General features: G+C 70.6%; 30 protein-coding genes. 10 read left to right on the forward strand and 20 right to left on the reverse strand.

Features of this window, described 5'->3' with window-relative positions:
- The first annotated feature begins 7 nt into the window (after positions 1-7).
- Positions 8-1,150: a cysteine desulfurase family protein gene (locus IF188_RS11525; protein ID WP_191172156.1), complete on the forward strand. Its 1,143-nt coding sequence runs from the start codon at positions 8-10 to the stop codon at positions 1,148-1,150.
- A gap of 45 nt (positions 1,151-1,195) precedes the next feature.
- Entirely contained in the window at positions 1,196-2,152 is a 957-nt protein-coding gene (locus IF188_RS11530) for a glycosyltransferase family 2 protein (RefSeq protein ID WP_191171956.1), read from the forward strand.
- Positions 2,153-2,179: 27 nt separating this feature from the next.
- On the opposite strand, the gene IF188_RS11535 is transcribed toward IF188_RS11530, so the two are convergent.
- Positions 2,180-4,081 carry an ABC transporter ATP-binding protein gene (locus IF188_RS11535; RefSeq protein WP_191172157.1) on the reverse strand — a complete coding sequence of 634 codons (1,902 nt, stop codon included), beginning with the start codon at positions 4,079-4,081 and terminating at the stop codon, positions 2,180-2,182.
- A 61-nt stretch (positions 4,082-4,142) separates the two neighbouring features.
- On the opposite strand from IF188_RS11535, the gene IF188_RS11540 reads away from it, so the two are divergent.
- The 3 genes from IF188_RS11540 to IF188_RS11550 all read left to right on the forward strand — a co-directional run bounded on the left by IF188_RS11540 (position 4,143) and on the right by IF188_RS11550 (position 6,712).
- On the forward strand, positions 4,143-4,352 hold the full coding sequence (locus IF188_RS11540; RefSeq protein WP_191171957.1) for a hypothetical protein: 210 nt from the start codon (positions 4,143-4,145) through the stop codon (positions 4,350-4,352).
- A gap of 128 nt (positions 4,353-4,480) precedes the next feature.
- Positions 4,481-6,004 (forward strand): MDR family MFS transporter, encoded by a 1,524-nt coding sequence (locus IF188_RS11545; protein WP_191171958.1) that lies wholly within the window; start codon positions 4,481-4,483, stop codon positions 6,002-6,004.
- A gap of 66 nt (positions 6,005-6,070) precedes the next feature.
- Entirely contained in the window at positions 6,071-6,712 is a 642-nt protein-coding gene (locus IF188_RS11550; protein WP_224751785.1) for a carboxymuconolactone decarboxylase family protein, read from the forward strand.
- Here IF188_RS11550 and IF188_RS11555 read toward each other — a convergent pair.
- The 4 genes from IF188_RS11555 to IF188_RS11565 are packed head-to-tail and all read right to left on the reverse strand — an operon-like array spanning position 6,699 to position 8,561.
- Entirely contained in the window at positions 6,699-7,208 is a 510-nt protein-coding gene (locus tag IF188_RS11555) for a hypothetical protein (RefSeq protein WP_191171959.1), read from the reverse strand. The genes IF188_RS11550 and IF188_RS11555 overlap by 14 nt on opposite strands.
- A 40-nt stretch (positions 7,209-7,248) precedes the next feature.
- Positions 7,249-7,371 carry a hypothetical protein gene (locus IF188_RS20395; RefSeq protein WP_263575378.1) on the reverse strand — a complete coding sequence of 41 codons (123 nt, stop codon included), beginning with the start codon at positions 7,369-7,371 and terminating at the stop codon, positions 7,249-7,251.
- Positions 7,372-7,409: 38 nt separating this feature from the next.
- Positions 7,410-8,237, reverse strand: a complete 828-nt coding sequence (locus IF188_RS11560) for a DNA-formamidopyrimidine glycosylase family protein (protein WP_191171960.1) — start codon at positions 8,235-8,237, stop codon at positions 7,410-7,412.
- Between the two features lie 33 nt (positions 8,238-8,270).
- A complete protein-coding gene (locus tag IF188_RS11565) occupies positions 8,271-8,561 on the reverse strand; it encodes a hypothetical protein (protein ID WP_191171961.1) in 291 nt (96 codons plus the stop codon).
- Positions 8,562-8,658: 97 nt separating this feature from the next.
- Between IF188_RS11565 and IF188_RS11570 the strand changes: the two genes are divergently transcribed.
- Positions 8,659-9,123: a hypothetical protein gene (locus IF188_RS11570; protein WP_191171962.1), complete on the forward strand. Its 465-nt coding sequence runs from the start codon at positions 8,659-8,661 to the stop codon at positions 9,121-9,123.
- Between the two features lie 41 nt (positions 9,124-9,164).
- Here IF188_RS11570 and IF188_RS11575 read toward each other — a convergent pair whose 3' ends face one another.
- The 3 genes from IF188_RS11575 to IF188_RS11585 form a co-directional block, all read right to left on the reverse strand.
- Complete coding sequence (locus tag IF188_RS11575) at positions 9,165-9,428, reverse strand: hypothetical protein (RefSeq protein ID WP_191171963.1); 264 nt, start codon at positions 9,426-9,428, stop codon at positions 9,165-9,167.
- Positions 9,429-9,498: 70 nt separating this feature from the next.
- Positions 9,499-9,705, reverse strand: coding sequence for a hypothetical protein (locus IF188_RS11580; protein ID WP_191171964.1), 207 nt, complete (start codon positions 9,703-9,705; stop codon positions 9,499-9,501).
- Between the two features lie 6 nt (positions 9,706-9,711).
- Positions 9,712-10,107: an MmcQ/YjbR family DNA-binding protein gene (locus IF188_RS11585; RefSeq protein WP_191171965.1), complete on the reverse strand. Its 396-nt coding sequence runs from the start codon at positions 10,105-10,107 to the stop codon at positions 9,712-9,714.
- Between the two features lie 105 nt (positions 10,108-10,212).
- On the opposite strand from IF188_RS11585, the gene IF188_RS11590 reads away from it, so the two are divergent.
- Complete coding sequence (locus tag IF188_RS11590; RefSeq protein ID WP_191171966.1) at positions 10,213-11,586, forward strand: pyridine nucleotide-disulfide oxidoreductase; 1,374 nt, start codon at positions 10,213-10,215, stop codon at positions 11,584-11,586.
- Positions 11,587-11,644: 58 nt separating this feature from the next.
- Here the strand turns inward: IF188_RS11590 and IF188_RS11595 are convergent, their stop codons facing one another.
- The 5 genes from IF188_RS11595 to IF188_RS11615 all read right to left on the reverse strand — a co-directional run bounded on the left by IF188_RS11595 (position 11,645) and on the right by IF188_RS11615 (position 14,991).
- Complete coding sequence (locus tag IF188_RS11595) at positions 11,645-12,337, reverse strand: alpha/beta fold hydrolase (RefSeq protein ID WP_191171967.1); 693 nt, start codon at positions 12,335-12,337, stop codon at positions 11,645-11,647.
- Positions 12,338-12,397: 60 nt separating this feature from the next.
- Positions 12,398-13,471 (reverse strand): redox-regulated ATPase YchF, encoded by a 1,074-nt coding sequence (ychF, locus tag IF188_RS11600; protein WP_191171968.1) that lies wholly within the window; start codon positions 13,469-13,471, stop codon positions 12,398-12,400.
- A gap of 51 nt (positions 13,472-13,522) precedes the next feature.
- Positions 13,523-13,744 (reverse strand): hypothetical protein, encoded by a 222-nt coding sequence (locus tag IF188_RS11605; RefSeq protein WP_191171969.1) that lies wholly within the window; start codon positions 13,742-13,744, stop codon positions 13,523-13,525.
- Positions 13,741-14,148 (reverse strand): VOC family protein, encoded by a 408-nt coding sequence (locus IF188_RS11610; protein ID WP_191171970.1) that lies wholly within the window; start codon positions 14,146-14,148, stop codon positions 13,741-13,743. The genes IF188_RS11605 and IF188_RS11610 overlap by 4 nt, the downstream gene beginning before the upstream one ends.
- Before the next feature lie 87 nt (positions 14,149-14,235).
- Positions 14,236-14,991 (reverse strand): class I SAM-dependent methyltransferase, encoded by a 756-nt coding sequence (locus IF188_RS11615; RefSeq protein ID WP_191171971.1) that lies wholly within the window; start codon positions 14,989-14,991, stop codon positions 14,236-14,238.
- 75 nt (positions 14,992-15,066) lie between these two features.
- Here IF188_RS11615 and IF188_RS11620 point away from each other — a divergent pair, with 75 nt between their 5' ends.
- Both IF188_RS11620 and IF188_RS11625 read left to right on the forward strand, forming a co-directional pair.
- On the forward strand, positions 15,067-15,669 hold the full coding sequence (locus IF188_RS11620; protein ID WP_191171972.1) for a 3'-5' exonuclease: 603 nt from the start codon (positions 15,067-15,069) through the stop codon (positions 15,667-15,669).
- Positions 15,670-15,918: 249 nt separating this feature from the next.
- Positions 15,919-17,241, forward strand: a complete 1,323-nt coding sequence (locus IF188_RS11625; protein ID WP_191171973.1) for a DNA recombination protein RmuC — start codon at positions 15,919-15,921, stop codon at positions 17,239-17,241.
- 202 nt (positions 17,242-17,443) lie between these two features.
- On the opposite strand, the gene IF188_RS11630 is transcribed toward IF188_RS11625, so the two are convergent.
- Positions 17,444-17,656: a UDP-N-acetylmuramyl pentapeptide phosphotransferase gene (locus IF188_RS11630; protein WP_191171974.1), complete on the reverse strand. Its 213-nt coding sequence runs from the start codon at positions 17,654-17,656 to the stop codon at positions 17,444-17,446.
- Between the two features lie 140 nt (positions 17,657-17,796).
- Positions 17,797-18,786 (reverse strand): class II fructose-bisphosphatase, encoded by a 990-nt coding sequence (gene glpX, locus IF188_RS11635; protein WP_191171975.1) that lies wholly within the window; start codon positions 18,784-18,786, stop codon positions 17,797-17,799.
- A 190-nt stretch (positions 18,787-18,976) separates the two neighbouring features.
- Between glpX and fbaA the strand changes: the two genes are divergently transcribed.
- Positions 18,977-20,008: a class II fructose-bisphosphate aldolase gene (fbaA, locus tag IF188_RS11640; RefSeq protein WP_191171976.1), complete on the forward strand. Its 1,032-nt coding sequence runs from the start codon at positions 18,977-18,979 to the stop codon at positions 20,006-20,008.
- A gap of 89 nt (positions 20,009-20,097) precedes the next feature.
- Here the strand turns inward: fbaA and IF188_RS11645 are convergent, their stop codons facing one another.
- The 5 genes from IF188_RS11645 to IF188_RS11665 form a co-directional block, all read right to left on the reverse strand.
- Positions 20,098-20,649: an MOSC domain-containing protein gene (locus IF188_RS11645; protein ID WP_191171977.1), complete on the reverse strand. Its 552-nt coding sequence runs from the start codon at positions 20,647-20,649 to the stop codon at positions 20,098-20,100.
- Between the two features lie 37 nt (positions 20,650-20,686).
- On the reverse strand, positions 20,687-21,397 hold the full coding sequence (locus IF188_RS11650) for an anti-sigma factor family protein (RefSeq protein WP_191171978.1): 711 nt from the start codon (positions 21,395-21,397) through the stop codon (positions 20,687-20,689).
- On the reverse strand, positions 21,394-21,948 hold the full coding sequence (locus IF188_RS11655) for a sigma-70 family RNA polymerase sigma factor (protein WP_191171979.1): 555 nt from the start codon (positions 21,946-21,948) through the stop codon (positions 21,394-21,396). The genes IF188_RS11650 and IF188_RS11655 overlap by 4 nt, the downstream gene beginning before the upstream one ends.
- A gap of 100 nt (positions 21,949-22,048) precedes the next feature.
- On the reverse strand, positions 22,049-22,660 hold the full coding sequence (locus IF188_RS11660) for a DUF6264 family protein (protein ID WP_191171980.1): 612 nt from the start codon (positions 22,658-22,660) through the stop codon (positions 22,049-22,051).
- Positions 22,657-23,697, reverse strand: a complete 1,041-nt coding sequence (locus IF188_RS11665) for a 4-hydroxy-3-methylbut-2-enyl diphosphate reductase (protein ID WP_191172159.1) — start codon at positions 23,695-23,697, stop codon at positions 22,657-22,659. Before IF188_RS11665 ends, IF188_RS11660 begins: the two co-directional genes overlap by 4 nt.
- Positions 23,698-23,721: the final 24 nt, after the last annotated feature.

The following is a 23,721-nucleotide window of genomic DNA, read 5'->3' on the forward strand; positions in this document are numbered from 1 at the left end:
GATGAGCCTGCTCTACCTCGACAACGCGGCGACCACACCGGTCCGGCCCGAGGTGCTCGAAGCGATGATGCCCTACCTCACGCGCTGGTACGGCAACCCCTCGAGCCACCACACTGTGGGCGAGGCGGCGGCCGACGCCCTGGCCGACGCGCGGGCGCGCGTGGCACGGGTGCTCGGGCTGCGCGCCGGCGACGTCGTCTTCACGAGCGGCGGCACCGAGGCGAACAACCTGGCGATCAAGGGCATCGCGATCGCCGCCGCGCTCGCCCGGGGCGGCGGCGGTCACGTCGTCACCACGCCGATCGAGCACGAGTCGGTGCTGGAGTCGGTCGACTACCTGCGGCGGGTGCACGGGTTCGAGGTGGCGCTCGTGCCCGTCGACGGGTTCGGCCGGGTGGGGGTGGATGCCGTCGCCGCAAGCCTGCGCGATGACACCGCGCTCGTCTCCGTCGGCTACGCCAACAACGAGATCGGGACGATCCAGGATGCCGCGGCTCTCGCTGCGACCGTGCACGAGCGCGGCATCCCCTTCCATCTCGATGCCGTCCAGGCGGCGGGCTGGCTTCCGCTGTCGGCCGATGTGCTCGGCCACGACGCGATCTCGCTGGCCGGCCACAAGATCGGCGCCCCGAAGGGCACCGGCGTGCTCGGCGTGCGAGGTCGCATCCCGCTCGAGCCGCTGCTCCACGGCGGCGGTCAGGAACGGGGACGCCGCAGCGGCACCGAGGATGTCGCCGGCGCCGTGGGCCTGGCCACCGCGCTCGAGCTCGCCGAGGCCGAACGGGACGAGGCATCCACGCGGGTCACCGCGATCCGCGACAGGTTCGTCGCGCGTGTGCTCGAGCGCGTGCCGTCGGCGCGGCTCACCGGCGACCCCGTGCACCGGCTCCCCGGCACCGCGAGCTTCACGTTCGCGGGGACGAGCGGCGAGGCCGTCCTGCTCGAGCTCGAGCGGCGCGGTGTGGTGTCGTCGAGCGGATCGGCGTGCGCCGCCGGCAGCGACGAGCCGTCGCACGTGCTGGTCGCGATGGGCGTGGCGCCCGAGGTCGCGCAGACCGCCGTGCGCTTCACGTTCCCGCGCTGGCTGAACGCCTCGCTGGATGCCGTCGCCGATGCCGTCGAGGAGTCGGTCGCCGCCGTCGGCGGATGACGCCAGCGCGCCGCCGCCCTCGGATCGCCGCATAGGATCGGGGACGTGCAGACCCCTGTCGTCACCGTCATCGTTCCCGGCTACGACGTGGGGCTCTACGCCGCCGAGGCGCTCGAGTCGCTGCGGGCACAGACTCTGACCGACTGGGCCGCGATCCTGGTCGATGACGCCTCGAGCGACGACACCGGCGCCCTCTTCGACGACGCTGCGGCCGCCGACGACCGCTTCCAGGTCGTGCACCACCGCGAGCGCGGCGGCTTGAGCGCGGCCCGCAACACCGGGCTCGACCTGGTCCGCACGCCGCTGCTCGGGTTCCTCGACGCCGACGACCGCTACACGCCCCGCGCGCTGGAACGGCTCGTCGGCACCGTCACCGCCAGCGGGAGCGACTTCGCGCTGGGCGCCTATGTGCGGCTGCGCCCCGAGGGCGACGGCCACTACGTCGCCGGATCCGTGCAGCCGTGGGTCGCCGCCGCCACCGACCCCGCACGCACCGGCACCACGCTCGACGCGCACCCCGACGCCTCGGGCAACATCGTCGCCTGGTCCAAGGTGAGCCGCACCGAGCTGTGGCGGCGCACCGGCCTGCGCTTCCCCGTGGGCAAGGCCTACGAGGATCAGATCGTCGCCCAGCAGCTCTACACGCGCGCCCGCGCGTTCGATGTGATCCCCGATGTCGTCGTCGAGTGGCGCGAGCGCGCCGACGGGTCATCGATCACGCAGCACAAGGACGAGCTTCCCGTGCTGCGGGACTACCTCGAGGCGCTCGCGGGCGGGATCGAGGTGCTGGATGCCGCCGGTCAGCCCCGCGCGGCAGCCTCGCGCGTGCGACTCATCCTGGCGATGGATCTGCCGCCGCTCGTCGAGCTCGCGCGCGATCACGCCGATCCCCGCTACCGGCGGGAGCTCGGCGCGTTCGTCCGCACCCTGTGGGCGCGCGCCGACGGGACCGAGCTCGCCGATCCGGCCGCCATGGCGATCACGGCCGCACGGCTCTGGTGACGCCGCCACGGGGCGGGATGCGCGCGGTCAGTCCTCGCTCTCGAGCGCCTCTTCGGCCTCGAGGATGCGAGAAGACGCCAGCTGCTGCGCCGCGAGCTCGGCGTAGAGGCCGCCGGCGGCGATCAGCTCCGCGTGCGTCCCGGATTCGGCGATGCGTCCCGCCTCGACCACGTGGATGACGTCTGCGCCGATCACGGTGGACAGGCGGTGCGCGATCGTGAGCGTCGTACGGCCGCGGGCGGCGGCATCCAGAGCCTCTTGCACGACGCGCTCCGACACCGTGTCGAGCGCGGACGTCGCCTCGTCGAGCAGCAGCACCGGCGGGTCCTTGAGCAGCACACGGGCGATCGCGATGCGCTGCTTCTCGCCGCCGGACAGCCGGTAGCCCCGTTCGCCGACCACGGTGTCGTAGCCCTTCTCGAATCCGGCGATCACGTGATGGATGTTCGCCGCGCGGCACGCGGCCTCGAGCTCGGCGTCGGTCGCGTCCGGCTTGGCGTAGCGCAGATTCTCGCGGATCGTGGCGTGGAAGAGGTAGGTCTCCTGCGAGACGATCCCGACGCTGTCGATGATCGACTCCTGCCGGAGGCGTCGCACATCCTCCCCGGCGAAGAGCACCGTCCCTCCCGAGGCCTCGTAGAGCCGCGGGGTCAGGTACAGGACCGTCGTCTTGCCGGCCCCGGACGGTCCGACGAACGCGACGTGCTGACCCGGCTCGGCCGTGAACGAGACCCCGCGCAGCGTCGGACGGGCGTCGGGTGCGGCATCCGGATATCGGAAGACCACGTCGCGGAACTCGATCCGCCCCTGCGGGCCCGGCGCCTGCGCGGCGTCGATCGCGTCGGGCGCGTCGGTGATCGCCGGCACCAGGTCGAGGTACTCGAAGATGCGCGCGAACAGCGCCGACGAGGTCTGCAGGTCGAGCGAGACGCGCATGAGCCCCATGAGAGGCATGAGCAGCCGCGCCTGCACCGTCGTGAAGGCGACGATCGTGCCCGCGGTGACCGTGTCGGAGCCGTCCGAGATGAAGTAGCCCGACACCAGGTAGATGATCGCCGGGACGCTCGCCATCAGCACCTGCACGACCGCGAAGAAGCCCTGGCCGCTCATCGCCCGGCGCACCTGCAGCCGCACCTGGTTGCGGTTCTCGTCGGCATAGCGGGCGGACTCGGTGCGCTGGCGGTTGAACGACTTCGAGAGCAGGATCCCCGACACGCTCAGCGTCTCCTGCGTGATCGACGTCAGCTCCGACAGCGACTCCTGGGTCTCGCCGGCGATGCGCGCGCGCACCTGGCCGACGCGGCGCTGCACGATCACGAGGAACGGCATCAGCACGACCGCGATGATCGTGAGGCGCCAGTCGATGATGATCATCGCGACGAGCGACGCGACGACGGTCACGGCGTTGCCGAGGATGCTGGTGACGGTGTTGGTCAGCACGCCCGAGACGCCGCCGACGTCGTTCTGCAGGCGCGACTGGATGACACCCGTCTTGGTGCGCGTGAAGAACGCTAGTTCCATGGACTGCAGGTGGTCGAACAGCTTCGTGCGCAGGTCGCCCGTGACCCGGTTGCCGACCGTCGAGGTCAGCCACGTCTGCACCACGCCGACGGCCGCTCCGAGGAGGAACAGCGCGATCATGCCGAGCACGAGACACCACAGCAGCCGCAGATCGGGGGCCGATCCGTCGACCGGGAACAGCGCGTCGTCGAACACGCGCTGCACCAGCAGGGGCGGGATCACCGCGATGCCGGCACCGGCGACGACGAGCACGCCCGTGACGACGATCGACCACAGGTAGGGGCGGAACAGCGCGACCACGCGCCCGCCGAGGTTCTCGATGCGCGGCGCGGAGGCGTTCGCCCGCCGCTGCGCCTCGGTGTCGACCGGCCGGAAGCCGGGATGCCCTCCCCCGCCACCGCCGCGCATGCTCACCCCGTCAGCCTACTGAGCGCCTCGACATCGGCGGCCGCGCCGCTAGGCTCGCGGTATGACCTCGACTCCTGACGCACCCGAGCACGACGGCAGCGACCTCGCGGAGCTCCGCGCAGAGATCGACGAGCTGAAGGCGATCCCGCACGAAGAGATCGTGAACCCGCTGCCCCACAGCCTCGAAGAGCGCGAGCCCGTGGCCGAGCCGACCGACGCGATCGGCTCGGAGGACTGGGACGCGCCGGAAGAGCACCCCGCCGACAGCTGACCGCGGCAGCTCCGCCGAGATCGCATTCCCCGGATCGGGAATGCGATGTCGGACCCCGCGGTTACGTTGGAGGCTTGCCATCCTCGGATGGCACATTGCTGTCCATCCGAGCCGCGAGGAGACGACCCATGGCCGCCATCGAGACGACACCCGGAACCGGCAGCATCCCCGCTGCCCCCGTCACCGGCGCCGCGCCCGCGCTGCGCCCCGAAGAGAGCCGCGTCGTGTGGCTGCTGCTCGCAGCCGCCTTCGTCGCCATCCTCAACGAGACGACGATGGGTGTGGCGATCCCGCACCTCATCACCGACCTCGGCATCACCGCGCTCGCCGCGCAGTGGCTGACGACCGCGTTCATGCTGACCATGGCGGTGGTCATCCCGATCACCGGCTTCCTGCTGCGCCGCTTCACGACCCGCACGATGTTCGTCGCGGCCATGGGGCTGTTCTCGGTGGGCACGCTCATCGCGTTCCTGTCGCCGGGCTTCACGATGCTGCTCGTCGCGCGCGTCGTGCAGGCATCGGGCACCGCCATCATGATGCCGCTGCTCATGACGACGCTGATGACGGTCGTGCCGCCCGCGATCCGCGGCCGCATGATGGGCCGCGTCAGCATCGTGATGTCACTCGCTCCGGCGATCGGCCCCACCCTCGCCGGCGCGCTGCTGAACAGCTTCGAATGGCGCTGGATCTTCGGCGTCGTGCTGCCGATCGCCGTCGTCGCGCTGGTCGTCGGCGCCCGGTGGATCCACAACCTCGGCGAGACCACCCACGCGCCGATCGACGTGCTGTCGGTCATCCTGTCGGCCCTCGGATTCGGCGGCCTGGTGTTCGGCCTGAGCCAGCTCGGAGCGGGCGGCCACGGCAGCGGTGCGGATGCCGCAGCCGCGAGCGCCGCGTCCACCACGACGCTCATCGTGGCCCTCGTCGTCGGCGTCGTGTCGCTCGGCCTGTTCGGCTGGCGCCAGGTCGTGCTGCAGCGCAAGGACGACGCGCTGCTCGACCTGCGGGTCTTCACGAGTGCGAACTTCTCGCTGTCGATCGCGCAGATGGCCGTCATGTCGATGGCGTTCTTCGGCGCGATCACGGTGGTGCCGCTCTACGTCCAGGACGTGCTGGGCGTCGACCCGCTCACGACGGGCCTCGTCGTGCTGCCGGGCGCGCTCGCCATGGGCCTCGCCGGTCCACTGATCGGCCGCGTCTACGACCGTTGGGGCACGCGCATCCTGCTCGTCCCGGGCGCCGTGATCACGAGTGCCATGCTGTGGTTCTACACGACCTTCACCGCGACCACCCCGGTGTGGGTGCTCGCCGTCGCTCAGACCGTGCTGTCGATCGGACTCGCGTTCTCGTTCACGCCGCTGTTCACGGCGTCGCTCGGCTCGCTGCAGCCGAAGTTCTACTCGTACGGATCGGCCGTCCTCGGCACCGTGCAGCAGGTCGCCGGCGCTGCGGGGATCGCGCTGATGTTCGGCGTGATGGCGGCCGCCACCGCCGGCGCGACCGAGGCGGGAGCCGACACGGTGACCGCGGGCGCCGCGGGGACGCACGCGGCCTTCCTCACGGCGGCGATCCTGTCGCTGCCGCTGCTGGTCGGCGCGTTCCTCATCCGCAAGCCGGCGGACCAGCCCGAAGGCGTGCCCGCGGGCCACTGACCCCCGCCGACGTATCTCACGGATGCCCCGCTCCCTCGACAGGAGGCGGGGCATCCGTGATTCTGGATGCACCCGACTCACGTGCTGGAGGCATCCATGATCGTCACCACCCCTGCCCTCGACACCGCAACGGGCCACGTCGCCGACATGTACTCGGCGGATCTGCGCGAGGACGGCCTCGTTTACGGCCACACCAGAGCCATGGCGGTCAATCCCGAGGCCCATCAGGCGTTCGAGACGCTGGTCCGCGCCATCGTGCCGTCGATCGGTCTGCGCACCTACGAACTCGCCACCTTGGGGGCGGCGCGCGCGATCGGCTCACAGCACTGTCTGCTCGCCCACGGACGCAAGACTCTGCGAGCCGGGCTCTTCGACGAGGACGAACTGGCGCACCTGGTGCGGGACGAGCCCGGCAGCGGGCTGGACGACGCGGACCTCGCCGTCCTCGAGTTCGCCGAGAAGCTCTCGACGGATGCTGCCGCCATGACGGACGCCGACGCACAGCGTCTGCGCGACGCGGGGTTCAGCGACCGGCAGATCGTCGACATCGCCCTCGCCGCGGGCGTGCGCAACTACTTCAGCCGCGCGCTGCAGGCATTGGCGGTGCCGGTGGACGATGTGCCGGGGCTGAGTCCGGCGATCGCGACGGCGCTGCGCGAAGCTGCACAGCGGACGACGCCGCCCGTGGGCGACATCAGTGGTGGATGAACGCCTTCAGGCCGATCAGGATCACGCCGAAGCCGGCGGTGATGAGGGCGCTCAGCAGACGCGGCCAGAAGCGGCTCGTCCAGCGGGCGACGGCGATCCACCCGAACACTCCCAGCAGGATCGCGTTGACCACGAGCGCCGTCCAGATCGAGAGCATGTCGTCGATGAGGTCGGTCGTGCCCAGCAGGAGGATCACGAGCGGAGCGATCGAGGCCAGCAGCATGCCCACCGAATGACGCGCGGCCTCGCGGATGCTCGTACCCAGCTCAGCGCCGCCCTCCGTGGCGGCAAGGCGACCGAGCGTGCCCGCGTAGACGTGCGCGAGGTAGAAGACCACGACGGTGATCGCGACCGTCGCCAGAGCGTTGCCCGACGTGCCGACCAATGTGCCGCTGACCACGATCATGCCGGACACGAGGATGAGGCCGTAGACGGCCTCTTCCGACATCAGGACGCGTGTGACGGCCTTCGGGATGTGCAGTTGCTCGTCGGTCATCACGACCTCGACCGGCGATTCACGAAGAAGCGCTCAGCACTCAGCCGATGCTGCAGCTGCCGCCGCCGCAGCACGAGTCGCCGGCCTCGACGACGGTGAGGAGGTTCTTGTCGTCCGGCACGGGCGCGAGGGTGATGGTGGCCGGCTGCTGCGGAGTGGTCATGCTCCCCATGCTACCCGCGGACGAGATGCCGGGGCCGGTCACAGCAGTGCTCCGCCGGTCTGGCAGGTCGGGCAGTACTGCGCGGTCGTGCTCGCGAAGGAGAAGTCGCGGATCGTGTCGCCGCACACCGGGCATGACTCACCCGCGCGCCCGTGCACGCGCATCGACGCGACCTTGCGCGCCTTGAGCTGGTCGATCGGGATGCCCCGCTGCGCGTCGATCGCACCTCGGATCGTCGAGACCGTGGCCTGGTACAGCCGGTCGGCGCCGACGTCGTCGAGGGCGGACGCGTGCACGACCGGCGACACCCGAGCGAGATGCAGGATCTCGTCCGAGTAGGCGTTGCCGATGCCTGCGAGGGACTCCTGCTCTTGGAGGATCGCCTTCACCTGCTTGCGGCGCCCGCCGAGTGCGTGATCGAAGTCGGCGCGCGTGAACGCCGGGTCGGCGGGGTCCGGCCCGAGCTTCGCGATCGCGGACACATCCTGTGCGCCGCCGACCACGTGGAGTCCGAGAGACACCCAGTTGCCGGCGTCCGTCGCCTGCAGCGTCGCGTCGCCGGAGAGCGCGAACGTCGCGAGAGCCGGCGGCTGCTCGGGACCGGGCTCGGGCTCGCCGGCGTCGAGCCATCGCATCCACCCATGACGACCGAGCGACACGATGAGGCTGGCGCCGTCGAGCAGCAGTTCGACGTGCTTGCCGTGACGGGCCGCACCCGTGACCGTTCGACCTTCGAGGGTCGTCGGCGGCATGGCGCGGGTCTTGACGGTGCGGAACTCCAACACGTCGACACCGAGGATCTCGCGACCGGATGCCGTGTCGGCGAGGAACTGCGACAGCGCCTCGACTTCTGGTGACTCAGGCATGCGCCCATCCTGCCACCGGGCGCCGACACGCCGTCACGCGTGCGCGGGAGGCCGATGCGGGATGGGCGACGGCTTGAACGGCCCGAAGCTGACCGACTGCTCGAGGAGCCGCAGGGCAGCGCGGAACAGCGATTCGAGCGTCAGGAAGCGGGCAGAGCCGATGCCCACCGACACCCACACCACCTCGTACACGCCGTCATCGTGCAGCTCGACATACGCCACGACGCTCGTCGCGTCGGTCCCCGCGACGCTGCTGTCGCAGAGGCGCCATGAGCGATCGGCGAGCGGCGTGAGTTCGAGGCGGTGGATGTCGTCACTGTGCATGCTCCGACCACACCCCATGGTCGACCGTGGCGGGAGGGGGTTGACGCCGCGTCGCGCCCGTGCGTCGGGCTTCGCTGCCCGAAGTAGCATCGATCCGATGACTGAGACAGCGGACGGGACGAAACGACGTCGCGACACGTTCGCGCCCGCTGTCTTCGTGTTCATGGCGGTCGTCACGGCGCTGACGGCGTGGTTGGTGACGCGGAACTGGCTCGACCTCTTCGCCCAATGGGACCAGGAGGTCTATCTGCCCGGACGAGGCGGCGGCGGGTTCGTCCCCGCGCCTGTCGCGGTCGCCGTGACCACGCCGATACTCCTGTTCTTCATGTGGATGACCCTCCTGACCCTGCGCCCGGCTCTGCCGAAGGTGAAGCATCTCGTGAGCTTCGGCGCGACGCTGAGCACGTTCGTCGTCTGCGCACTCATCGTGATCGGCGCGCTCATGCTGGCTCCACCGGACACATCGGCCATGGTCTGCGCGATCGTCGGCACCGCCGGCATCCTCTCGCTCGTGGCGTTCTTCGCGATCCGCAGCGCGACACGCGATCCCGGCGAACACTGACCCGACCCGAGGCGCCGACGCGGCAGCGTGGGCGCCGAGGCTCAGCGGGTCGGAACGGCGTCGAGCGGTTCACGCTCCCGCGATCTGCGCTGCTCCCAGCCCACCCCCGCGATCACCAGCGCCCCCAGGATGGCGACCGCGCCCACGATCGCGAGGGCTGTGGTCCAGCCCCACAGCACGGTCGCCTCGACCGGGTCATAGTCCACGTAGTCGGTGACCTGCGCGATGACTCCCCACACCATGTAGGCGAGCACGAACGCGAAACCGGCGACCGCCAGCAGCGTGATCTGGAACGGGTTGCGCATCAGCGGAATCCTCTCTCAAGGGACTCCTCGAAGGATGCCGCACCAAGGGCACGCGGCGCCAGCCTCATCATCACGGCCGGTGGGGCCTGCGCTCGTTGCCGTGCTTGTACTGACCGGTGACTCGGGCCATCACGTGCTGCGGGTCGGCCGTCTCGACATCGGCGAGGAACTTCTGCGCCGTGCCGCCTCGGAGCGTCGCCGCGCGGCGGCCGTGATGGCGCACCTCGACCCGGTCGCCGAAGACCGTGAACTCGAACCCGCCGGGTGTGCCCGCCATCCCTGACTATTCCGCCTCGATCGATTCGTCATACAAGCGCCTCAGATACTTCGGCGCCTGCACGCGCCACGCCTCCGTCACGAGCTCGGCGAAGTGCTCGGAGTCGATGCCGGCCATGCGGAACGCGATCTTCGGCTCGCCCCAGCGCGTCGTGGACCGCAGGAACACCTGGGGTTCCATCTCGCGCAGGGCGAGCGCGTCGTCGGAATCGGCGACCTTCACGCCGACGACGAGTTCCCATGCCACGATCGCCCGCATGTCGTCGGGGATGCTGGGCCACGGGTGACACTCCCACGCATAGAGCTTGTTGCGGACGAACCACGCAGCGCCGCCCGTGGTCGCGCGTTCCTCGCTGCCGGGGAGGCTCGCCGCGACAGCGCGCAGATCGTCGAGCGTGGCCATGCCACAGAGCGTACGCGGCACCACCGACACGGCCGGTGCGTCACGGCGACCGTCATGTGACCGCATCCCATTGACCTGCGTCCCGAGTACTGCTCTGATGAGCCCATGGAGACGGAAGTCGATGTCGACTACGTCGTCGTCGGCGCGGGGGCCATGGGGATGGCGTTCGTCGACGCGCTCGTCGGAGCCCATGCGGACGCGACGGTCGCACTCGTCGACCGTCGCCTGGGAGCAGGCGGGCATTGGCTCGATGCGTATGGATTCGTCCGGCTGCACCAGGCCTCGGCGTTCTACGGTGTGGCCTCGACGCTGCTCGGGTGCGGCCGCGTGCAGAGCACCGGACCCGAGCGCGGACTGCATGAGCGGGCCGGCGTCGCCGAGGTATGCGACTACTACGCCCGAGTGCTCGATCGCCTGCTCGCGACAGGACGCGTCGTGTTCCACGGGCGCACCGAGTACCTGGGCGACAGGCGCTTCCGATCCGCGCTCAGCGGCGAACGTTTCCACGCGCCTCGTGCCCGCGTGGTCGACGCGCGATACCTGTCGCCCGACATCCCCTCCACGACGCCTCCCCCGTTCGCGGTCGAGGACGGCGCGCGCGTCGTCGCCGTCAACGATCTGGCTTCGACGGACGCCGCGCCGTCCCGATACGTCGTCGTGGGCGCGGGCAAGACCGCCATCGACACGTGCGTGTGGCTGCTCCAGGGCGGCGTCTCGTCCAGTGCAATCACCTGGGTGCGCCCGAGGGATCCGTGGCTGCTCAACCGCGCTGTCGTCCAGCCGGATCCGGCGATCTTCCTGGGGATGGGTGCTCAGACGATGGCTGCGGCCGCCGCGTCCCGCGACCCGGACGATGTGTTTCTGCGGCTCGAGGACGCCGGGATCATGCTCCGAATCGATACCGGCGTCATCCCCGCGATGGCCAAGACGCCGACGCTCGCCGCGTGGGAGCTCGATCTGGTGCGGACGATCGACGACGTCGTACGTCGCGGGCACCTTCGGGCTGCCGCACCCGGCCGCCTGCGCTTCGACAGCGGCGACGTGCGCACGCCGGCCGATGCGCTCGTCGTCCACTGTGCTGCGGAGGGCCTGAAGTACCCCGGCCTGCGGCCCATCTGGAGGCCCGAGGCCATCACCCCTCAGCCCGTGCGTGTGGGGTTCCCCTGCTTCGGAGCCGCCCTCGTCGGCTACGTCGAGGCGACGCGCGACGACGATGCCGAGAAGAACCGGATCTGCCGCCCTTCCCCGTACGCCGACACGCCGAAGGACTGGGCCGCCATGCAGGTCATCGGCGGGGATGCCTCGCAGGCGATGTCGAAGGAGGCCGATCTGCGGGGGTGGGCGAACCGGACGACTCTCAATCCCGCTCGTATCCCCGAGGACCGCGCCGACGACCCCGAGGTTCTCAGAGCCGTGGCGCGCGTGCGGGAGCACATCGGCGGGGGCCGTGCGCGACTGGCCGAGTTCGCCGCGCGCTGACCGTGGACCACGCGTTCACGCGACCGTCGCCGTCGCCACGTCCGCGGGGACTCGCACGTCAGTCCCAGTCGAGGTAGTCCTCGATCGGCCACGACGTCGCACCGACGTGCGTCACAGGAAAGAGGTGCCCGCCGCCCTCGACCGCGACGACGCTCACGCGGTCGGGAGCCGATGCCTGCAGCCGTTCGCCGTTCGCGACGGGGGTGAGCGTGTCTTCGGTGCCCTGGATCACCAGGACCGGCACGGCCGGCGCCAATGTCGACCACTCGACGTCGGGCGTGGCATCCTGAGCCGCCCGCTGCATCGCGTCGACCTCGACGTCGCGCGCACCCTCGGGAATCTGGGCGCCGTCGGCGTTCAGCTCGTCGGTCTGCTCAGCCCCCTCGACGCCGAGCAGCAGCACGCCGCCGACGCGACTCCCGTGATCGAGCGAGACGGTGCGGGCCACCGAGCCGCCGAAGGCATGGCCGCCGACCCAGGCGTGGCCGAGGCCGATGTGGTCCATGACGTCGACGACGTCCTGCGCGAGGTCGTGCATCGACACCGCCGCGTCGGCCGCCGACGACGGGTGCCGCGGGCCGATGCGCACGATCCGGAAGTCCTCGTCGGTCAGGGCGTGGGCCAGCGGGCCCAGATAGCTGATGTTCAGACCGCGTCCCGGGATCAGCACCACCGCGGGCCCGCTGTGGGTGCCCTCGTCGACGAAGGGGATGGCGCGGCCGTCGGGTTCGAAGATCTGGGTGTCGGCCAAGGTGTGGTTCCTCTCGCGTGGGTGTTTCTGGGGCGCCCGGACTCGCCGAGCGCGGGAAGGTCAGACGTTGAAGCGGAACTCCACGACGTCGCCGTCCTGCATGACGTAGTCCTTGCCCTCGAGGCGTGCCTTGCCCTTCGAGCGGGCCTCGACCACCGACCCCGTCTCGACGAGGTCCTCGAACGAGATGACCTCGGCCTTGATGAAGCCCTTCTCGAAGTCGGTGTGGATGACGCCGGCGGCCTGCGGCGCCTTCCAGCCCTTGCCGATCGTCCAGGCGCGGGCCTCTTTGGGGCCGGCGGTGAGGTAGGTCTGCAGGCCGAGCGTGTCGAACCCGATCCGCGCCAGCTGGTCCAGCCCCGACTCGTCCTGGCCGGTCGACGCGAGCAGCTCCGCGGCCTCCTCGGGGTCGAGGTCGATGAGCTCGGACTCGATCTTCGCGTCGAGGAAGACGGCCGTGGCGGGAGCGACCAGGGCCTCGAGCTCTGCCTTGCGTGCGGCATCCGTGAGCACCGCCTCGTCGACGTTGAACACGAAGATGAAAGGCTTGGCGGTGAGCAGGCCGAGCTCCTTGATCGGGGCGAGGTCGATCTTCGACGCCGACAGCAGCTCACCGCGCTGCAGCGCGTCGCGCGCCTCGACAGCCGTCTGGAGGACCACGGGGTCCAGCTTCTTGCCGCGCACTTCCTTCTCGTACCGGGTGATCGCCTTCTCGAGCGTCTCGAGGTCGGCCAGCTGCAGCTCGGCGTTGATGGTCTCCATGTCGCTCTGCGGGTTCACCGCCCCGTCGACGTGCACGACATCGTCGTCGGCGAAGCCGCGCACCACCTGGGCGATCGCGTCGGCCTCGCGGATGTTCGCGAGGAACTTGTTCCCCAGCCCCTCGCCTTCCGAGGCTCCGCGCACGATGCCCGCGATGTCGACGAACGACACGGCCGCGGGAAGGATCCGCTCCGAGCCGAAGATCTCGGCGAGCTTGTCGAGCCGCGGGTCGGGCAGGTTGACCACACCGATGTTGGGCTCGATCGTCGCGAACGGGTAGTTCGCCGCGAGCACCTGGTTCTTGGTCAGGGCGTTGAAGAGGGTCGACTTGCCGACGTTCGGGAGTCCGACGATTCCGATGGTGAGAGCCACGGGCACCCAGTCTAGTTGGCGAGGGATGCCTCACCCTTCGTCGCGGCCGCGTCAGGGTCCCGCACGCATCGCGTCGAGCACCTCGAGCGACTCTTCGTAGAGCTCGAACGACTCGGCCTCGATCTCGGCGTGCAGCGCCATGGCGAGACTCGGGGCCGCGGCATCCACCACTCCCGCGTCGGCGACCCGCCTCACGACGCCGTCGACGAGATCGTCGCGCAGCAGGGTGCCGTCGAGGTCGAAACAAGCCGCCCGGATCGCCGTCACGATCATGCGCCGTCGGTGTCGGACGCCTCGCTCGCGGTGCGGATGTTCCAGCGGTGCCCGAAGGGATCGGTGAGCCAGCCCGACCGTGCCCCGCTTCCGTCGACCGCGACGGGACGGTCGGGGGCTGCTCCCGCATCGACGGCAGCGGCATATGTCGCGTCCGGATCCGGCACGCCGAGAACGACCGCGACGGTGGAGCCGCCGAGCGTCCGCGGCGATAGGGCGCCGAGTTCGGCGAACTCGTCGGAGACGAACAGCCTTGCCCCGCCGATCACCAGCGTGGCGTGAGCGATGCGATTCCGGTCGTCGTACCGCTCCCGGACCGCCGCTCCGAACGCCTGCTGATAGAACTCGAGCGCAGCGGCACCGTCGTGGACAGTCAGGTAGGGAATCGCAGTGTGCGCACTCATCACGCCACGGTACGCCCCGCCACCGATACGCGGTACCGGCACGTCGTCGGTGCCGTGCGAACGCACCCCGAGCGAGCGGCAGCCTCATCAGGGACGGATGCTTCGGTACGCCCGCGTGAGATAAGGCAGGCTGATGGTCTCAGCAGAAGCCTCGGCGCGGGCACGCTCATCGAACAGGTCCGCGACGCCGGCGAGGATCTCGGCTCGCTCGGCGTCGGTCGCGGTGATGATGTAACTGCGGGATGCCACCATGTCGAGCAGCGCGGGCTTCGTGAGAGTGCGCGTCCACGCCCACCGCCGCTCCTCGAGCCCGTGGAAGGGCGCGGCCACCCGCGGTCCGTCGCCGGCGAGCATCTCTTCGGCGTGGCTGCCGTGCATCGCGGCGGTGAGTCGTGCCACCCAGGGGTCGGACTCGTCGCGGATGTTCCACACGAGGCCCAGCACGCCACCGGCGCGAAGCACACGCCCCGTCTCGGCCGACGCGGCCTCGACGTCGACCCAGTGCCACGCCTGGCCGAGCAGCACCGCGTCGACCGATGCGTCGGGAAGCGGCAGCCGCTCCGCCGTCCCCACGAAGGTCGGGACGCCGTGGACGTTCTCGCGCAGCGTGATGAGCATCTCAGGATCGGGCTCGATCGCGACGACCTCGGCCCCGGCCTCGACGATCGTGCGGGTGAGCTTTCCCGTGCCGGCGCCCACATCGGCCACGCGCAGCGCACGGTCGAGCTCGCGCACAGGCTCCAGCATCCAGTCCACCGCTTCGCGCGGGTAGTCGGGCCGCCCCGACTCGTAGGCGCTCGCGGCGGCGCCGAACGACAAGGACATCTCTTCGCGACTGGCCATGCTCCGACCCTATGACGATGCCCGCGCGCGGCGCGCCTCCCCGGGTTGATGACGACGCCGGGTGAGTCTGAGGGAGTGGCACTGGATTTCACCGCGATCGACTTCGAGACGGCGAACTCCAGCAATGCGTCGGCGTGTGCCGTCGGACTCGTGAGGGTGCGGGACGGCGAGGTCGTCGACAAGACGGGATGGCTCATCCGCCCGCCCGCCGGTCACGACGTGTTCTTCGACCTGAACGTGCGCATCCACGGGATCCAGCCCGAGGACGTCGTGGACGCCGCAGGCTGGAGCGAGCAGCTCGCCGACCTCGTCGCCTTCACCGGCGACGACGTCCTCGTCGCCCACAACGCCGGCTTCGACATGGCCGTGATCAAGCGCGCGTGCGACGCCACCGGCGACGAGTGCCCGCCCTACAGGTACGCGTGCAGTCTGCAGGTCGCGCGGAAGGTGTACCGCCTCGACTCGTACCGGCTGCCGTTCGTCGCCGCCGAGGCCGGGTTCGCCGACTTCCCCCATCACAACGCGACCGCCGACGCGCTCGCGTGCGCCCACGTGATGATGGATGCCGCACACCGCGTCGGCGCCGGCACGATCACCGAGCTCGCCGAGGCGGTCGGAGTGCGCGTTTCGCAGATCGCGACGGCCGACGCCCCGCCCGTGTCGTTCGCGGCCGCGTAGCCGGGCTGCTGTCCGCACGGCACGGCGGCGCCGCACGTTCCGGCGCGCCGGCGCTCCGGCGCGCCGGCGCTCCGGCGCGCCGGCAGTCCCGCATTCCCCTCGCTCCGAATATCGGACAATCGCGCTGTTTCCGGACTCCTCGACGCCTCCGTTCCGGAAGAGGGGTGATAGTCCGATATTCGGAGTGGGGCGAGTGGATGCCGCACCGCAGGTCGGCACGATGTCGGAGCCCTCGGGCACGATGTGGGCATGGACGCAGTCGTGGTCAGTGTCGTGGTGATCGTCGCCCTCGTGCTCGGCGCCGTCGCCGGATGGGCGATGGGCCTCGCCAGGGGTGCCGCGCGGAGCGCGCGCGAGCAGGCCGACCTTGTGGCACGCCTGGCAGCCGCGGAGGCCTCGCGACAGGGCGTGCAGGCGCAACTCGAGCACCAGCAGCTGCTGTATCGCGAGCTCGCGGGGCAGGCGCGGCACGACCAGGCGCAGCGAGAGGAGCGAGAGCGACGCGAGCAATCGGTGCTGCGCGCCCTGGCGCCGGTGCAAGAGACGCTCGCGGCCATGCACGCCAAGGTCGATGACCTCGAGCGAGACCGGCACACCCAGTTCGGCACGCTCGCCGAGCAGTTGCGCCGCGCCCACGAGTCCGACGAAGCGCTGCGCGCGACGACCGAGTCGCTCGCCGGCGCGCTGCGCTCGGGAAGCACGCGCGGTGTGTGGGGCGAGACCCAGCTGCGCCGGGTCGTCGAGGCGGCGGGGCTCACGCGCCATGTCGACTTCGACCTGCAGGCGTCGATCACGACGGATGCCGGCGCCGGGCGGCCCGACATGGTGATCCGGCTCCCGGGAGACAAGGCGATCGCCGTCGACGCCAAGGTCCCGCTGGATGCCTACCTCGAAGCCAGCGCGATCCCGCTGACCGCGCAGGGCGCCGAGGGCGCGCGACGCCAGAGCCTGCTCGGCAAGCACGTCAAAGCGGTGCGCGCGCACGTGGACGCCCTCGCGCGCAAGACGTACTGGGCCGGCCTGTCATCGAGCCCTGAGTTCGTGGTGTGCTTCGTCCCCAGCGAGTCGCTGCTCGCGGCGGCGCTCGAAGAGGATCCGGCACTCCTGGACTACGCCTTCGGCAAACGGGTCGCGCTCGCGTCTCCGGTGAATCTGTGGGCGGTGCTCAAGACCGTCGCCTACACCTGGACGCAGCAGGACGTGTCGCAAGAGGCGCGTGCCCTGTTCGATCTCGGCAACCAGCTGTACGAGCGACTCGGCTCGCTCGCGTCGCACGCCGACGACCTGCGCCGTGCGATCGAGCGCACCGTCGACAGCTACAACCGGTTCGCCGGCTCGCTCGAGACACGCGTGCTCGTGAGTGCCCGCAAGTTTCCGGGCATCGACGCCACGAAGCTCGACGCGGTGGGCGAGCCCACGACGATCGAGAAGAGCCCCCGACGCCTCACGGCGCCGGAACTGCTCGACGGGACGCTGCCCGGGCTGGAGTCATCCGTCGCGGTGGCCGGCTCCCCTGCCGCCACGGCCGAACTCGGAGAGGTGCGCGACCGCATCGCCGCGCACGACGACTGAGCGCGCCTACGACGGGACGACTGAACTCGCCAAGACGACTGAACTCGACGGGACGACCGACCTCGACGGGGCGACCGACCTCGACGGGGCGACCGACCGCGACGGGACGACCGACCGCGACGGGAGGACTGACCGCGACGGGAGGACTGACCGCGAGCGGGCGCTCATCGCCTTCACAGCGGCCAGCGCACGAGCGGTCCGGTCAGGCGCCGCCGGGAACGAAGCTCAGCAGCAGGATCACGGCGGCCGAGACGCCGACGAAGGCGCCGATCATCCACCAGGCGCTGATCTCGTGCCCCTCGTCCCGCCGGACACGCAGCAGGACGTCAGGGCGACGGGCGGGGTCGATCGCGTTCGCGACCACGGCGTGCGCGCCCGTCTGGGGCTGCGATGAGTCACCGGACTGCGCAGACATCGTCAACTCCTTGCGTCAGGAACACTTCGTGTCCCCCTCGACACCATGTCGATTCTGCCAGAGTTCCCCGGAACCGGGATCACGAAACCGTCACAGCAGCATCACGTGTCACATGCGCACCACGGGACACAGCACCCTCATCACAGCCACTTGGAGACGAGGTGCTCCGACGAGATGCGGCGCAGCGTGCCCGACGCACCGCGCAGCACCACGCTCTCGGTGTACACGTACCCGCCTTCGCGGCGGACGCCGGCGACGAGCGCGCCGTCCGTGACACCCGTGGCGACGAAGATCGTGTTGTTGCCCTTGACCAGGTCGTCGGCCTCGTAGACGTACCCGTCGAGCTTGAGGCCGGCGTCGAGCCCGCGCTGCTTCTCGTCGTCGTCGCGCGCCCACAGCCGGCCCTGGATGTGGCCGCCGAGGGCCTTGATCGCGCACGCGGTGACGATGCCCTCGGGGCTGCCGCCGATGCCGACGCACATGTCGGTGCGGGCGTTGTGGCGTGCGGCGTTGATGCCGCCGGCAACATCGCCGTCACTCATCAGTCGGGTGCCGGCGCCGGCGGCGCGGATCTCGTCGATCAGCTGCTCGTGGCGGGGGCGGTGCAGCACCGAGACGACGATCTCATCGACGGGCTTGCCCAGTGCCTTGGCGAGCAGCCGGATGTTCTCGCCGATCGGCAGACGGATGTCGACGACGCCGACGCCGGCGGGGCCGGTCACGAGCTTGTCCATGTAGAAGACGCTGGAGGCGTCGAGCATCGTGCCGTGGTCCGACACCGCGATGACCGACAGCGCGTTGTTGCGGCCGGCGGCGGTCAGCGAGGTGCCGTCGATCGGGTCCACCGCGACGTCCGCCTGCGGGCCGCGGCCGTTGCCGACGCGTTCCCCGTTGTAGAGCATGGGCGCCTCGTCCTTCTCGCCCTCGCCGATCACGATCGTGCCGTCGAAGTTGACCGTGGTGAAGAACGCGCGCATCGCGTCGACGGCCGCACCGTCGGCGGCCTCCTTGGCGCCACGGCCGATGAACGGCACCGCGCGGATCGCCGCCGCCTCGGTTGCCCGCACCAGTTCCAGTGCGAGGTTTCGGTCGGGGTGCAGAGGACTCATATCCGCGGTCAGGCTCACCATGCGGTCAGCCTAGCCAGCGGACGGCGCCTTCCGGCGGACTTTCGAGCCCCTGCGAGCGAAGGAATCGCGTTTCTTTCACCGGAGGCAGGGACGCGGTTTTCCCCGTCACCACCCGGCGCCGGCATCCGACTCACGAATTTCGCCTTCGGTAGGATTCCCTCTGACGCCCGCATCTACAAAGGGAGCACTCATGCCCGTCGCCACCCCAGAGCAGTACGCCGACATGCTGGACCGCGCGAAGGCCGGTGGCTTCGCGTATCCCGCCATCAACGCCGCCAGCTCGCAGTCGGTCAACGCCGTCCTCCAGGGCCTCACCGAGGCCGGTTCGGACGGCATCCTCCAGGTCACGACGGGCGGCGCGGACTACTTCGCCGGCCACACCGTGAAGGCCCGTGCCACCGGCGCCCTCGCGTTCGCCGCCTACGTCCACGAGGTCGCCAAGAGCTACCCGATCACCGTCGCCCTGCACACCGACCACTGCCCGAAGCCGGCGCTCGAGGACTTCGTGCTTCCGCTCATCAAGGCGTCCGAGCAGGTCGTGGCCGACGGCGGCAACCCCATCTTCCAGTCGCACATGTGGGACGGCTCGGCCGTGCCGCTGGCCGAGAACATCGAGATCGCCAAGGAGCTGCTCCCCCGCATCAAGGCGATCAACGCGATCCTCGAGGTCGAGATCGGCGTCGTCGGCGGCGAAGAGGACGGCGTCAAGCACGAGGGCACGAACGACGCCCTCTACACCACGACGGGCGACGTCGCGCAGGTCGTCGAGGCGCTCGGCCTCGGCGAGCAGGGCCGCTGGATCGCCGCCCTGACCTTCGGCAACGTGCACGGCGTCTACAAGCCCGGCAACGTGAAGCTCAAGCCCGAGCTCCTCGGCGAGATCCAGGCGGGCATCGCCTCGCAGTTCGGCACCGGCGCGAAGCCCCTCGACCTGGTCTTCCACGGCGGCAGCGGCTCGACCGACGCCGAGATCGCCGAAGCCGTCGCGAACGGCGTCGTGAAGATGAACATCGACACCGACACGCAGTACGCGTTCACCCGTTCGGTGGCCGGCTTCATGTTCCAGAACTACGACGGCGTCCTCAAGGTCGACGGCGAGGTGGGCAACAAGAAGGCCTACGACCCGCGCGCGTGGGGCAAGATCGCCGAGTCGGCGATGGCCGCCCGCGTGGTCGAGGCGACCCAGCAGCTCGGCTCGGCCGGCAAGAGCCTGGGCGCGTAACGCTCCTCTGATCGGATGCCTCGGCTTCGACCCCGCGCGGGGTCAGGGCCGGGGCATCCTCCGTTTGCGGAGGCGTCCTGCCCGCCTGGTCACTCCGGATCGATGTAGCGGTCCAGAAGGCCTGGGGCGCCGTCCGGCCGGTGGACGACGACGATCTCGTCCCCGGCCTGCACGTGGCCGCCCTGCACGACGCGCAGGTAAGGTCCGAGCCGGCGCTCGTTCGAGAAGCGCTTGACCCATCCGCGGGCGTCACCGCCGCCCACCCATCGGGCGAACGTCTGGCACGGCGTGCGGGGCATGGTGACCTCTACCTCGACGCGATCGCCGATGCGCCAGCGCTCGCCGATGCGCGCGGCGTTGACATCGAGGCCTTCGACACGGAGATTCTCGCCGAACCATCCCGGCGGCAGTTCCCGGCCGAGCTCAGACTCCCAGAACGCCGCGTCCTCGGCGGCGTACGCATACAGGGCCTTGTCGAGCCCTCCGTGATGCTTGCGATCGGCCTGGACGTCCGCACGCACGCCGTACGCCCCGACGCGGATCGGACCGTCGACGGGGCCCTTGTCGATCGCGGTGACGCCGACCGATCCGGCATCGGGACGCAGCCGTCGGACCACGCAGACGGCGACGAGTCGAGGCATCCGCCCATCGTAGCGAGCGGCAGCGGTCGCGGACCGGTCAGGGCTCTCCGCGCGCCAGCACCTTGCCGTCGGCGACGGCGCGCACCTCGATCGTCGCGATCTCATCCGGGTCGAGTGCGGTGCCCGCCTGCAGCCGCGACGTCGACCCCGGGCCCGCGCGCCACGAAGACAGCTCGCTCGACGTGCCGTCGGTCGAGGTGACCACGAGCACATACGGCCACTCCTCGGCGGAGGCGTACGGGTCGTCGCTGTCGCCGTAACTGCAGGTCATGTCGATGCGCGTCCCCCATGCGACGTCGGTGAGCCGCACACTCGCGGTGAGCGGAACCGCAGTGACCGGCTGCAGCGCGATCGTCTCGGCCGGGCGCACCGCGGGAGCGACCGCGGCCGTGATGCCGAACCCGACCACCACGGCGATCACGGCCGCCGCAGCGAGCGCGCCACCCCACACGACGATGCGCCGACGCCGCAGTTCGCGGGCCCCGACGGCGACGAGCCGCGCCCTCGCCGTGGGATCCGGACCGCGACCGCTGTCGCCTTCCGACGGGGTGCCGTCCAGGAGGGCCTCGGCGCGGTCAGGCGACACGCGGGCGAGCAGCCCGAGCGTCGGCGCGAGCTCGGCCAGTGCCTCGCGGCACTGCGGGCACTCGTCGAGGTGGCCTTCGTACAGCCGGCGGTCCGCAGCGCTCAGCGCTCCGACCACGTACGCGGCGTCCCAGTCGGCGAACACGGGGTGATCGGGGGTCATCGCGTCACCCCCTTCTCCTGCAGGGCGAGACGCAGCGCCCGCAGACCGTAGTGCAACCGGGATTTGACCGTGCCCGGCGGGATCTCGAGGTCGTCCGCCATCTCGGCGACCGACAGCCCGCGGTAGTACGCCCGCACGACGACGGCACGGTGCTCGGCCGTGAGCGCGGCCAGGGCCTCCTCGACGAGGATCGCCTCGAACAGTGCGTCGGTGCGGTCGCCGGCGACGCGTTCCGGGACCTCGGCGACATCGATCTCACGACGCCGATGCGCGCTGCGGGCTTCGTCGATCACGAGGTGGCGCGCCACGGTGAACATCCAGGACCGCGTCGCCGACGGGTCGTCGTCGAGGATCCTCGGCGTGCGCCAGGCCCGAAGCAGCGTCTCCTGCACGATGTCGTCCGCGCCGGCCCGATCCCCGGTCAGGTGCACGACGTAGCGCCACAGCGGCGCCGCGTGCGCGTCGTACAGCGCCTCCAGCCGCACAGCGTCGCGTCGCGTCGCTCTGCCGCCGTCGGCCGCCGACCCGCCGTCGAACCTGGTTCGCGGCATCCGTCACCTCCGCTGAGGACACGAGACGCACGGCCGGGCGGTTCAACCGGACGCACGCTTCGTCCCCCCGAGTATCGCGCGCGGGGGTGCCTGCCGGGGCTCAGGCGCCGGCGGAGCCCATCAGGGCGTCGAGCACGGCCGGGTCGCTCATCAGCGGGATCGCGAGGAGGATGCCGGTCACGAACGTGAACAGGATGCCCGCCGACAGCGGGATCCACCAGGTCAGCCGGCCTCGTCTCATGCTCCACAGCGACACCAGGGCCGTCGCGAGCCACCCCGCCGCGAGCACCACGGCCGCGGCGATGCCGTAGGGCCGGCCGGCGGCGGGATCCGACAGCGTGACGTCGAGGCCCAGCACCGTGAACATCGTGTCGGCGTAGGCGGCGTAGTCGAGGAACGACGGGATCGAGGTGACCACGTTGAACAGCCCGTACACGAGCAGGGCGATCGTCACGACACGGTCCACCGTGCGCGGGCGCGGTGCCGCGCCGACGACGCGTTCGGCGCGGGGCGCGGCCGAGGGGATGCCGGCGTCCGCGGCATCGGTGACGACCGGGGTCGGCGGCGTCACGGGCTGCTGCCACTCCGGCGCCGGCTGCTGGATGCGGGCGCGCTGCTCCTCTGGACTGGCGTACTCGCCGTATTGAGGCCTGGGTCGCGATGACTCCGTACCGTGCGAGCCGGGTCGGGCCGCTGCGTCGTCGTCGCTCATGCGCGGCTCCGTCCGCCCAGGGCGCGGTCGTCGCGCTTGCCGGCGGCATCCTGTCGCAGTTCTTTCGGCAGCGAGAACATGAGGTCCTCTTCGGCGGTGCGCACCTGCTCGACGTCGCGGTACCCGGCGGCGGCGAGGTCGTCGAGAACCTGCTGCACGAGCACCTCCGGCACCGAGGCGCCGCTGGTGACGCCGACGGTCTCGACGCCGTCGAGCCACGCCTGCTCGACCTCGTCGGCGTAGTCGACACGGTAAGCGGCCTTGGCGCCGTGCTCGAGCGCGACCTCGACGAGACGCACGCTGTTGGACGAGTTGGCGGAGCCGACGACGATCACGAGGTCGGCGTCCTTCGCCACCTTCTTGATGGCGACCTGCCGGTTCTGAGTGGCGTAGCAGATGTCGTCCGACGGCGGATCCTGCAGCTGGGGGAACCTCGCGCGCAGCCGGCGGACGGTCTCCATCGTCTCGTCGACCGACAGGGTCGTCTGCGACAGCCACACGACCTTCGACGGGTCGCGCACCTCGATGGCGTCGGCCTCCTCGGGCGAGTTCACGATCGTGACGTGCTCCGGCGCCTCGCCGGCGGTGCCCTCGACCTCTTCGTGGCCCTCGTGGCCGATGAGGAGGATCTCGAAGTCGTCGCGCGCGAACCGCACGGCCTCGCGGTGCACCTTGGTCACGAGCGGACACGTCGCGTCGATGGCACGGAGTCCTCGATCGGATGCCGCGTTCACGACCGCCGGCGAGACCCCGTGCGCGCTGAACACGACGTGTGCGCCCTCGGGCACTTCGTCGACCTCGTCGACGAAGATCGCGCCCTGCTTCTCGAGCTCGGTGACGACATGGATGTTGTGCACGATCTGCTTGCGCACGTACACCGGTGCGCCGAAGCGCTCGAGCGCCTTCTCGACGGCGATGACGGCGCGGTCCACGCCGGCGCAGTACCCGCGAGGCGAGGCGAGGAGGACCCGCTTGCGTCCGGGGCCCGCGACGTCCTGGAGCGGCTCACGACGCCGCGGGACGCGCGGGACGGGCATGCTCACGGTGCTGCTGCTCACCCT

This window comes from Microbacterium helvum (assembly GCF_014779795.1).
Taxonomy (GTDB): domain Bacteria; phylum Actinomycetota; class Actinomycetes; order Actinomycetales; family Microbacteriaceae; genus Microbacterium; species Microbacterium helvum.